8 protein-coding genes are annotated in these 12,173 nt (G+C 36.1%); 5 read left to right on the top strand and 3 right to left on the bottom strand.

What is annotated here, in order from left to right:
* Positions 1-202 precede the first annotated feature (202 nt).
* From P164_RS16340 to P164_RS16350, 3 genes are all read right to left on the bottom strand, one after another.
* Positions 203-2,836 carry a DUF5916 domain-containing protein gene (locus P164_RS16340; protein WP_028377398.1) on the bottom strand — a complete coding sequence of 878 codons (2,634 nt, stop codon included), beginning with the start codon at positions 2,834-2,836 and terminating at the stop codon, positions 203-205.
* 279 nt (positions 2,837-3,115) lie between these two features.
* Complete coding sequence (locus tag P164_RS16345; protein ID WP_028377399.1) at positions 3,116-4,600, bottom strand: RagB/SusD family nutrient uptake outer membrane protein; 1,485 nt, start codon at positions 4,598-4,600, stop codon at positions 3,116-3,118.
* A gap of 9 nt (positions 4,601-4,609) precedes the next feature.
* Positions 4,610-7,771 (bottom strand): SusC/RagA family TonB-linked outer membrane protein, encoded by a 3,162-nt coding sequence (locus P164_RS16350; RefSeq protein ID WP_035899946.1) that lies wholly within the window; start codon positions 7,769-7,771, stop codon positions 4,610-4,612.
* A 667-nt stretch (positions 7,772-8,438) separates the two neighbouring features.
* On the opposite strand from P164_RS16350, the gene rplM reads away from it, so the two are divergent.
* The 5 genes from rplM (at position 8,439) to pyrH (ending at position 12,166) form a co-directional block, all read left to right on the top strand.
* Positions 8,439-8,894 carry a 50S ribosomal protein L13 gene (gene rplM / locus P164_RS16355; protein ID WP_028377401.1) on the top strand — a complete coding sequence of 152 codons (456 nt, stop codon included), beginning with the start codon at positions 8,439-8,441 and terminating at the stop codon, positions 8,892-8,894.
* Complete coding sequence (gene rpsI / locus P164_RS16360; RefSeq protein WP_028377402.1) at positions 8,895-9,281, top strand: 30S ribosomal protein S9; 387 nt, start codon at positions 8,895-8,897, stop codon at positions 9,279-9,281.
* Positions 9,282-9,480: 199 nt separating this feature from the next.
* Positions 9,481-10,275, top strand: a complete 795-nt coding sequence (gene rpsB / locus P164_RS16365) for a 30S ribosomal protein S2 (protein WP_028377403.1) — start codon at positions 9,481-9,483, stop codon at positions 10,273-10,275.
* A 97-nt stretch (positions 10,276-10,372) separates the two neighbouring features.
* Positions 10,373-11,338 carry a translation elongation factor Ts gene (gene tsf, locus P164_RS16370; protein WP_028377404.1) on the top strand — a complete coding sequence of 322 codons (966 nt, stop codon included), beginning with the start codon at positions 10,373-10,375 and terminating at the stop codon, positions 11,336-11,338.
* A gap of 120 nt (positions 11,339-11,458) precedes the next feature.
* Positions 11,459-12,166, top strand: coding sequence for a UMP kinase (gene pyrH / locus P164_RS16375; RefSeq protein ID WP_028377405.1), 708 nt, complete (start codon positions 11,459-11,461; stop codon positions 12,164-12,166).
* Positions 12,167-12,173 lie beyond the last annotated feature (7 nt).

A 12,173-nucleotide genomic window follows, 5' to 3' on the forward strand; every position in this document is an offset into this window, starting at 1 on the left:
TTATCTAATTTTCAGCCAACTACAGTTGGTACGGTTGTTTTTTAACCTATAAAATGAATTGGTAAAATGATTTAAATTTCTTCGATTTGAAAAAAAGAAGGTATTTATTGAAGAGCTAAGTAAAGAAAATAGAAAGCTTAAAACCTCTGAAATCGAAAATGCATTTAAGATGGTTCTTCGTTAGAGGCTTGGTTTAATCACTTTATAATAAAAAGCGATAGGTAGCTTTAATTAGAAATGTATTGTTTAATTGCTTGTTTACAATTTGTTGGTCTAAAGCATTAAAGACCGTATTTGAAGGGTCATTATTGCCGTCTGCTCCCTGTGACCAGACAAAAAACAATTCCGAACCCGGAATGTATTCCCAGCGTACTACCAGATTTGTTCTTAGTTGCACCACAGAAAAATCAGGATCTCTAAAACGGTAATCGGTAACGCCATCTAAATTTTCATCAACTGTGTATTCTACATCATTTTTAAAAATTTGATCTGGCGTAAATAAACGTATGCGCTCATTAAGGTCTTTTGCAATTGAATTATCAACACGGTTAAAGTTTGTATAGGTTCCTTTAGAGGCAAAGGGTTGCGCATAATATTGTACGCTTAAATTAGGATTTAGGCTGTAATTAAGACGTAGGGTGGCGCTTAGGGTCTTCTGATCTATATTCCCTAAGATATATCGGTTTTGATTGTTGTAGTTTGTGGTGCTAACGTACTGTGTTTTGTTTGGGCTAATTTCATATTCCGGATAAAAAGCTAGACTTAAGGCGTCTAGAGGTTGGTATTCTAACCCAAGTTCAAGTCTAAAGAGTGAGAAATTATTTTGAGATGCCTGAGAGATTACATACCCGGCACCATAGGTAAATTTTTTTCTGGAGTCTGAGTTAATAAATAAAAATTGAATATTTTCTTCATTAAATCTAAAACGTGGTCCACCTCTCAATTCTGTTGTACTAATGATTCTAGGCTTGTGTATTAAACCAAAATTAGTCTCCCAGGTATTATTAAATCTAAAAAAGGACTCGAGACTGTATTCTATGCGGTTGTAATTTCCTTCAAAATCAAATAGACTTTGTTGTTCAAATTCAATATTTATAGTTCTGAATTTTTTAGTAGGATTTAAAAGCGTGTATTTAAGCGTGCTAAATTGTGTAATGAGATCTGCTTGTCTGAGAAAGCCCACGTCATTAAGCTCTAATTCTGGAGATTTCCAGGAAGCTCCTAAACTGCCTGTGAAGTTTCCGCCGGAAGCTTTACCAATTTCTAAATTTCCTCCGGTTCCTGTAAGTGCTGTTTTTGTAGTATCTACAGTGAGGTGTGTTGCGTCCTGTCTATTGAAGAGGTGCGTTAAGGAACGCTGCGTACGTGTAATGGCCTCTGTACTGCCTTGTACATTACTAATTACAGTATTACCTTGTAAATAATATTTGCGATCAATCCAGTTATGTTTGAAGTCAATACCTCCAGAAAAGGCATCGCTATGTAAGTTGTAAAGTCCGGGTTCTAATTTGCGATGGGTCGCTGTGGCTATTACGCCTATGTACGAATTGCGATTATTAAAATCTTTTTGTGCACGCCCAATAAGGTAGTTTGTTAGCGGCTCTACCAGTACATCGCGTTGTGTAGAATCATTTCTAAACGTTTGTGCATATTCTTTTGCAGTAAGGCTTTCTAATAGGCCAAGTGTCCACCCGTTTTTTGTTTTTCCACTAAACTTTGCAGCTCCAAGAATGGTTGAATTTTGAGGAGTGTCTGTATAAACAACTTCAGGGTCACGCACCGCTCGCTGCGGACTGCGACCAATGCGTCGTGAATAGAATAAGTTATCTGAAGATTGATCGTCAAGATCATAATCAAATATATTGCTGTTAGCTACAAAAAAAGGACGCTGTTCTTTAAAAAATATTTGAAAACCATCTAGGGCAATTGCCGCAGGATCTGCTTCTACCTGCCCAAAATCTGGATTTAATGTGAGATCTAGTGTAAGGTCATTTGTAATACCTATTTTAGCATCGAGACCTGCATTTATGCGGGAATCACTACCATCCCGATAAGGGTTTCCAGCTTGAGATTCGTATGTGTCAAGTTGAGTAACTAAATAAGGTTGTATTTCCAGTTGTTTTTGAGGCGTTAAGTTTTTGAGACCTCTTAATTCGCCAAATTCACTAACATATCCCGGTGCATTGGGTACGATTTCCTGCCAGAGTGAACGCTCCCTGTTTCTAAAATAAAAACGTTTTGACTGTAATCCCCAGACTTGATCTTCATCACTATTAAAACGCAATTGACTTAAAGGAATTTTCAACTCAGCTGTCCAGCCCAGCTCATCAATATTAGTTTTAGCATACCAGATGGGATTCCATGTTTCATCAAAGCGACCGTTATTTGATATGAACTCATCTGCTTTTACACCCGCAGCGGTTAGAGTAAATGAAAATGCCGTACGATCATCATTATAACTGTCAAAGCTTATTTCTACCCAATCGCCTGCAAAACCATCACGTCTTGAAAGGCGTTTTTCAATACCATCAGGATCTTGATCAAGACATCTAAATGCGACATAAATATACCCGTCATCGTAGATGATTTTCATTTTAGTTTGCTCTGTAGGAGCCAACCCAATATTAGGTTGCAGTTGTGTATAATCTGTAGTGTATGGTACAAGTTCCCAGGCAGAATCGTTTAAAACTCCATCAATATCAGGTGCATTTTCATTTTCAATCTTTAATGTTGTATACGAGCGTTTATTAATTTTTTCAGTCTTCTGATTTTGACCATAAACTATATCTGGAACTAGTAGTAAGGAGAGAAATACCAGACATAATAAACCGCGCATAAAATAAAAATTAAGCCTTTAGATAGGAGATTATCAATAACAAGGCAAATATTTTAATTTTTATTGAATTTTAGACTTAAATAGGTCTCAATATTTACAAAATCGGAATAAATAATTATAGTTTTAATTTGGAATGGGAATTTTGAAACCTTAAACAGAACTAAATTTGAGTGTCTTGAGAAATTTGTGAAAGCTGTTTACAGTTACTAACGGCAGTCTATGAAGTTCTTATAAGAATTAAAAAAGCCCGTTTAAGATTTCTTAAACGGGCTAATTTAACTAAGAAGGGTTTTGCTCAACTAGTGGATTTGAGTTAATCTCATCTAGTGGTATTTGCCATTGCCATCTATTATCCCCGGCAGGAACTTCAAATAATTGACCCACTAAAGCAGGATCGTGATTTGCACCAGTTCTGTCTAAAGGTTGGTTCAATCTTTTTAAGTCATAAAATCTAAAACCTTCACCCCACAATTCTATGCGGCGTTGCGTATAAATTTCATTTTTAAGTGCTGCGCCTGTATTTGCTGAAAGAGTATAGCTTGGATCGCGATTAGAAGCTAAAGCTAGAAGAACTTGTTTTGCTGCGTTTTCATTTGAATAGGATAATGCCTCCGCTTCAATTAAATACATTTCTGCCGCTCTCATATAAGGTACATCCATTCTACTATCTCCTGTACCTGCAGCAATAAACTTTTGACTGGTAAAAGGTTTTTTTGCAAAGTTAGAGGCAAGAGTAACTCCTGCAGGAAGGTTGCTATGAGCTCCTGTTGGATCAAAAAGTTTAGCGCGTACGTCTGTTTCAGAAATTAGATTGTAAAGCTTTGAGTTAATAGCTTTAGGGTTTGTTCTAATATTCGTAGAGCTAAAGTTTCTAGATACATATGCTCCAAAATTTGCAAAGAATATTGTTTGATCTTCCTGAACAAAACTACCCCACATCCATTCTCTGTTTGTGTAAGTATTAAATGAGTTAAAATATTCGTCATTAGACATTAACGTGTATCCTTGTCTAGCTTGATTAGCTAAAGTGGCTGCAAGCGGATAGTTTTGTTGCACTAAAGCTACTCTCGCTTTTAATCCTAAGGCCACACTTTTATCAAAATGAGATTTATTAGGACGCTCATATCCATCAAGAAGTGTTAGAGCACGATCTAAATCTAAGTTTACCTGAGTGTAAACTTCTTCTACAGTTGCTCTGGCAAGAGGATTATTTTCTGTAGTTAGGCGTATAGGAACTCCCAGTTGATTATTAGGTGCTCCTGCTTGATAGCGTTTACCATAAAGTTGAACCAATTGGAAATGACAGTAGGCTCTGTATACTAAAGCCTGGCCAAGAGCTGCATCTCTATCTGCTGTAGGACCTGATGCATTTTCAGCTCCATTAATAATAACGTTGGCATTTCTTATCACACGGTATAATACGCGATATGGAAATAAGTCATCTGCATCAGAAGCATTAGTATGATCAACCCATTTATAGGTATTATTAAACCAGCCGTTTCCTGCAGAAGTCATAACAAAATCTTCTCCTAGAACATCTGTTTGAATCATCATAGAACCTATTCCTCCTTCTCCCTGTGAATTGTAGCGCTGATATAAGGAGCGGTGAATACCATTTACAACCAAGAATAAGTTGTCTGTGGTGGTCGTTGCAGCTTCAGCAGGCACATCTTCAGTAGGAAATCTATCTAAAAAGTCCTCACTGCAACTACTCATACTTAGTAGAGCAAAAAGTGCAAGTGTGTATTTATATATTTTTTTCATAGTAGTATATTATAGAGATAAGTTAAATCCTAAACTTATAGTTCTGGAGGGAGAAAAGCGGTTTTGTGTGGTTCCGTTAAAGTTTTGACCTACATCAAGACCATCAACCGAAGTCCAAAAATGAATGTTTTCACCGTTCAGATAAATTTTAGCATTAGTTAAGCCAATACGATCAATAAGTTGTGCAGGTAAATTATAGGATAATGAAACCTGACGAAGACCTAAAAAGGTAGAGCTTACCAAATATCTATCTGAAGCTGCTTCAAAAGCAGCACGTTGATCTGTATCTAATCTAGGAATATCTGTGATATCACCCGGCTGTTGCCATCTGTCTAATATACGAGTGCTTAATGCTGCACCGTAATTTCCAGAATGTAAAAGACCTGCAAGATTAGTATCATAGGTGTCTCCGCCTATGCTGTAAGTAAATAGTGTTCTCAATTCTATGCCTTTATAATTCCAAGTACTTGTAAAGCTTCCGAATAAATCGGGGAGCGCTGTGGCTGTAGAATTGTAAAGTGCTTTATTTTGATTAGTTGTTACTAGGTTGCCATTTACAGTTCTTACATCTGCATCTTCGGGAGTACCTAATTCTGGATCAAAGACGTATAGAGCAGAACCGTCTGCTGGGTCTACACCAGAATATTCACGTAGCCAGTAATCAAATATAGAACCGCCTACAACATATTTTTTAGTTCCGTTGATAATTTCTTCCTGCGGAAGTTCTGTAAACTCGTTATGAATTGTAGAAGCGTTGATATTTAAATTCCAGCTAAAGTTTTCATTTCTCACTAAGCCAAGATTTAAATCTAGCTCGAGACCTCTGTTGAACATATTACCAATGTTTGCAGGGTAGTTGTCTAAACCTGAAGATATAGGAAGTGGTACGTCAAATATGAGTCCGTCTGTAATCTTTTTATAATATGCAAAAGATCCGCTAATTCGATTATTGAAAAAGCCAAAATCAAGACCCAGATCAGTTTGTTTTTGAGTTTCCCATTCTAAAAATTCATTACCAGGAGCACTTATTAAAATACCAGGCTCACCTGCGTTGTTATTACCTAATCCTAATAAAGATTGACTTGCATAAAAACTTAAAGAAGCATTTGACAGGTTAGAGTCGTTACCTACCTGACCGTAAGAAGCTCTAAGTTTTAAAAAGTTTAACCAACTCTGATCTTTAAGAAAGTTTTCTTGATCTATTCTCCAGGCCCCACTATATGAGTAGAAATTACCCCAACGTACGTCATTTGCAAAACGAGAAGAACCATCTCTTCTGTATGACCCCGCAGCAAAGTAACGATTGTCATAGTTGTAATTTAATCTTGAAAAATACCCTTCTTTTCCATATTCTCTGCTGTAAGATTCTAAATCTACCGTTGTGGCAAAGTTTATTAATTCGGTATTACCATCTACAACTTGATTTTGTCTGAAACCTGTTAGAAAATTTAAGCTGTAATCAAGACTTTCATGACCTAATAAAGCGGTGATGTTGTGGTTTCCGATAGATTTATTCCAATTTAAGAGTTGGTTATAAGTGATTACAGTTGTTGTTTGGGTTGTTCTTCCGGCACGACCATCAGGTGCGCCATCACCTACGATTTTATTATCATAATTTTCATTTTGATAAAAATTCTTATCTATACCAGCATTAAATGTGAATGTAAAATCTTTAAGAAAGTAGAACTCAGCATAGGTTCTGGCATTTATTGCAAAACGATCATCCTTGTCAATATTCAACAAGTTTTCTTGTATAGCGTGTCTTCCAGGCGACGCTCCTGCTGGTCTTACTTCCGTATAATCTCCTGTATCGTAAATTCTGTTTCCGGCATCATCTAGAATAAAGTCTCCGGTTGTAGCGTCGTGTAAAAATACAGGATAAATGGGAGCTATAAATCTTGAGAATCTGAAAGGATTTACAAATGAAGAGCTATTTGCAGCGCCATCCACAGCCTGGTTTGATGTAGAGGTTGCACCAGTAATATTAAAACCTGTCTTAAACCAATCTTTAATTTTTGAGTTTAAATTTATTCTACCAGTAATACGCTCAAAGTCTGAATTTATAACGTTAGCAGATTGATCTAAGTAGCTTAGTGATGCAAAATAATCAGTTTTCTCGGTTCCACCTTGGTAGGAGAAGTTGATGTTTTGAATAATCCCCGTTCTTTCTAGTGCATCTTGCCAATTTAAATCACCAGGATATTTTAGTGATGCGTTAGGATTTATTGATCCATTATTTAAAACAATTTGATCATTGCTTACATTGTAAGGATTGTATCCTAGTAAATTGGAAATATCTTCAGATGCTTTTATGTTTGCATCATTAGTAGATAAAGGGTTAGAATTTCTAAACGTTAAACTGTTTCTATAAGCTTCCCACATCAATTCATAATATTGAGAAGGGCCTACACGATCATATTCAGGAATCGAACGTGATGCCATACCTTGGCTCACTTCAAGACTAATTTGATCCTTTCCTTTTTTCCCTTTTTTTGTAGTAATTACAACAACCCCGTTTGCACCCTGCGAACCATAAATTGCAGTAGATGCAGCATCTTTAAGAACTGTAAAGCTTTCAATATCGTTAGAGTTTAAGCTAGCAAAACTTCCTGAGTACACTACACCATCTACTATATAAAGTGGTTCCTGGCTTGAGTTTACAGAGCCAAAACCACGAATACGTATGCTAGGAGCAGAGCCAGGCTGGCCGCTACCAGATGCGATTTGAACTCCAGACGCTGTTCCTTCTAATGCAGAGATGACATTAGTAAGTGGTCTGTTTTCAATTGCATCGCCAGATACAGTACTTACTGACCCGGTCACTTCACCTCGTGTGGTGGTACCATAGGCAACTACAATTACTTCGTCAAGAGATTCTGTACTTTCAGCAAGAACAACATCAATCTTTGACAGCGTTCCTATTTTTTTCTCTTGATTAATAAAACCTACAAATGAAAAAACTAATGTTTCTTCGGGTTTTGCAGTTAACGAGTACGCACCATCAAAATCTGTTTGTGTTCCCCGATTTGTGGCACCTTTAATAATTACGTTAACTCCCGGCAAAGGAATACCATCAGGTCCTATAACAGTTCCAGAAACGGTTTTTTCTTGAGCATAGGTGCTCATTGCTATCAGGCATAATAGCAAACTAAATAATAGTCTTTTCACCATTTAAATTATGTTTTGGTTATAAAGGTGAAATTTATATTAATTGTTAATTATATTTTTCTAAAATATGAAAATGAAGTGATTATTACTTTTTACACAGAATTCAACAATTATACAGTCTAATATTTAAATTATACACAACTATTTGTAGTAAAAACTAATTATTGAATAATATTTTAACAAAACTTGTTGCGTTAGAATTTAAAACAGAATTTAGAAAAAACGTTTTCAAAATTTTAAGAGAAATTATGATCTGCTTAATGAGTGCATAAGTAATTATAAATTCACTCTTAGAAATACCCAGTAAGCCTAAAAAATATTTCAAAATGTATTAAAATATTCTTTTGAAGAAAGTTTAAATAAGTGATTTATGATGCATTTAAAAGTTTAAATGAGAGGGCTCATAAATCTAGATTCTTTTAAATAAATAGCTTTTAGTCTATTAACAAGTAGAAGTCTCTGAGTCTTCAACTATATCTTATTCAGTAAACATTTTTATCTTTTTTTTATTAGAGCTGATTAGTGTATTGATAACCAGTTATTAAAAGCGATAAAAATTATAGTAAGGCTGAGTTTGTCATATTCATTTATAATTGTACATTTGCACCCCTGTTTTCCCGTGTGAACGAGAAAGCAGGAAATGGAATGTTTAATAATTAAATAAAACAGTGTGGACACATTAAGTTACAAAACAGTATCTGCCAACAAGAACACCGTTAACAAAGAGTGGGTTGTTATTGATGCTGAAGGACAAACGTTGGGTCGCATGTCTACTATCGTTGCAAAATTTTTGCGCGGAAAGTACAAGCCTAACTACACACCACACGTTGATTGCGGAGACAATGTTATTGTTATCAATGCCTCTCAAATCAACTTAACAGGAAAGAAGTGGGATTCTAAATCTTACATCCGTCATACGGGCTATCCTGGTGGTCAAAGAAGCCTAACTGCAAAAGAATTGTACGGTAAAGACCCTGCGCGTCTTGTCGAAAATGCAGTAAAAGGTATGTTGCCTAAAAACAAATTAGGTAGCGCGATTTATCGCAATTTAAAGGTTTATGCCGGTGCAGATCACGGGCAGGAAGCACAGAAGCCTAAAGTAATCAACATTAACGAACTTAAGTAAATGGAAGTAATTCACAAAATTGGTCGTAGAAAAACGGCTGTTGCTCGTGTTTATTTAGCTCCGGGTTCTGGTAACATCACCATAAACAAGCGTGATGTTAAAGAATATTTCACTACAGGAACTTTACAGTACAAAGTTAATCAGCCATTAGTAATGACTGAAAATGAAAAAAACTTTGACGTTAAAGTAAATGTTTACGGTGGTGGTATTACTGGTCAAGCTGAAGCTGTACGTCTTGCTCTTTCTAGAGCGATGTGCGAATTAGACGCAGAAAACAGACTTATCCTTAAGCCTGAAGGTTTGTTAACGAGAGATCCAAGAATGGTAGAGCGTAAGAAATTCGGTCAGAAGAAAGCGCGTAAGAAATTCCAATTCTCAAAACGTTAACAACTATTGTATTTCAAAAATTCTGTCTTTTATTGGCAGCTCTTTTGAAATCAAAAAGAAATTAATTTTTAATTAAATAGTCCTTGTTTTCGCGAAAGCGGAAAAATTGGTTTAGCATCTAAATAGGTAAGGCGACACGTCAAAGGCGGGAACCACTTACATATTGCTACTACAACGGGAACGTAAACTAAATTTAAAAATGGCAAAAACAGAAAATGTAAAGGATTTACTGGATGCAGGTGTACACTTTGGTCACCTTACCAGAAGATGGGATCCAAACATGGCACCATATATCTATATGGAGCGTAATGGTATTCACATCATTAATCTATACAAAACTGCTGCTAAACTTAGCGAAGCTTCAGAAGCTCTAGCTAAAATTGCAGCTTCAGGTAGAAAAATACTTTTTGTAGCTACCAAAAAACAAGCAAAAGAAATTGTTGCTGATCACGCAGGTCGCGCTAAAATGCCTTTCATTACAGAAAGATGGCCAGGTGGTATGTTAACTAACTTCGTAACTATACGTAAGGCGGTTAAGAAAATGCAAACTGTAGATCGTATGAAACAAGACGGTCGTTTTGATAGCTTGTCTAAAAAAGAGCAATTACAAATGAACCGTATGCGTGACAAATTAGAGAAGAACTTAGGTTCTATCGAAGATATGACACGTTTACCGGGTGCTTTATTTGTAGTTGATATTAAGCGTGAACACATTGCGATTAAAGAAGCTCAAAAATTAAACATTCCAATCTTTGCGATGGTTGATACTAACTCTGACCCACGTCAGGTTGATTTCGCTATCCCATCTAATGATGATGCTTCTAAATCTATCGAGAAAATCATAGCTAACGTTGCTGATGCAATTGTTGAAGGTCTTTCTGAGCGTAAAGCTGGTAAAGAGAAAGATAAAGAAGACAAGCCAAAAGCTAAAAAAGCAGACGCTAAGCCAGAAAAGGCAAAAGCTAAAGCTGCAGCTAGCGACGAAGAAGAATAGTATTTAACAATTTGATAATAGCTGAAGTCGTTTAGTATATTGCAATTTTGCACTAAGCTAAACGACTTTTTGTTTTAACTCATAAATTCTAAATAAAATGGCAAAAATAACAGCCGCAGACGTAAATAAATTGAGAAAAGCTACCGGTGCCGGTATGATGGATTGTAAAAATGCATTAGTTGAGGCAGAAGGTGATTTTGACAAAGCGATTACTGTACTTCGTAAAAAAGGACAAAAAATTGCTGAAAAACGTGCAGATCGTGACTCAAGTGAAGGAGTTGTTGTAGCAAAGATTAATGATGCAAACAATAGAGGTGTTGTTTTCTCATTAAACTGTGAGACAGATTTCGTTGCTAAAAACGATACGTATGTTGAGATGGCTAATGAGTTAGGTGATGTTGCCTTAAATTACAACAGCAAAGATGAATTTTTAGCTGCTGATTTTCAGGGGATGACTGTTTCTGAAAAGCTAATTGAGCAGACTGGTGTTATTGGCGAGAAATTAGAAATAGGTGGTTTTGAGGTTTTAGAAGCTCCTTTTGTAGGTGCTTATGTACACGGTAATAAAATAGGTGCTCTAACTGGTCTTTCTAAAGCTACAGAGAATGCAGATGAGGTTGCTAAAAGTGTTTCTATGCAAGTAGCTTCAATGGGTGCGACTACATTATCTTACAAAGATTTTGATCCAGAATTTGTTGCATCAGAAACTGAAGCTCGTATTGCTGCTATTGAAAAAGAAAATGAAGAGCTAGGACGTTTAGGTAAAACACTTAAAAATGTTCCTCAATATATCTCAATGTCTCAGTTAACTCCAGAAGTTATGGCTAAGGCAGAAGCAGATATCAAAGAAGAATTAAAAGCAGAAGGAAAGCCAGAGCAAATCTGGGATCGTATCTTACCAGGTAAATTAGACCGTTACGTAGCTGATAACACAACTATGGATAATGAGAAAGCTTTACTTGATCAAGTATTTATTATGGACGAAAGCACAAACGTTGCTAAGTATGTAGCTAGCAAAGGTGATGCTGAAGTTGTAGGCTTTAAACGTGTAAGCTTAGCTTAATTCGTTTAGAGTATTCTATAGAATTAAAAGGCTGCCAATTGGCAGCCTTTTTTTATGTCTTAAATTCATTTTTTTTCACATACTCATTAACCGTATATTTGCCCAAAATTTATTAAAATCATGCAGTACAAACGTATTCTTCTTAAATTATCTGGTGAAGCATTAATGGGAAATCGCCAGTATGGTATTGATCCCGATAGATTAGCAGAATATGCAGAGGAGATTAAAAAAGTTCTCGATAAAGGTGTAGAAGTAGCTATTGTTATAGGTGGTGGTAACATCTTTAGAGGTGTGGCAGGTGCAAGCCGTGGTATGGATCGTGTTCAGGGTGATCATATGGGGATGCTTGCAACGGTAATAAACGGTCTTGCATTGCAAAGCGCTCTTGAAGAGGCAGGTATACAAACTCGTCTACAGAGTGCAATTCAAATTAACGAAGTAGCAGAGCCGTTCATTCGTAGAAGAGCTATTCGTCATTTAGAAAAAGGACGCGTGGTTATTTTTGGTGGAGGTACAGGGAATCCTTATTTTACTACAGATTCAGCAGCGGTACTTAGAGCAATAGAAATTCACGCAGATGTAATTTTAAAAGGTACTCGTGTAGATGGTATTTATACTAGCGATCCTGAAAAAGATGATAAAGCCGTAAAATTTGACTTTATTAGTTTTGAAGATGTACTTCAAAAAGGCTTAAAGGTAATGGATACTACTGCTTTTACATTAAGTCAGGAGAACGAATTGCCTATTATTGTATTTGATATGAACAAGCAAGGCAATCTCTTAAAGGTTGTTAATGGTGAAGCTATAGGTACAACAGTAAATTTATAATTTAGTA

Source organism: Leeuwenhoekiella sp. MAR_2009_132, from assembly GCF_000687915.1.
Taxonomy (GTDB): domain Bacteria; phylum Bacteroidota; class Bacteroidia; order Flavobacteriales; family Flavobacteriaceae; genus Leeuwenhoekiella.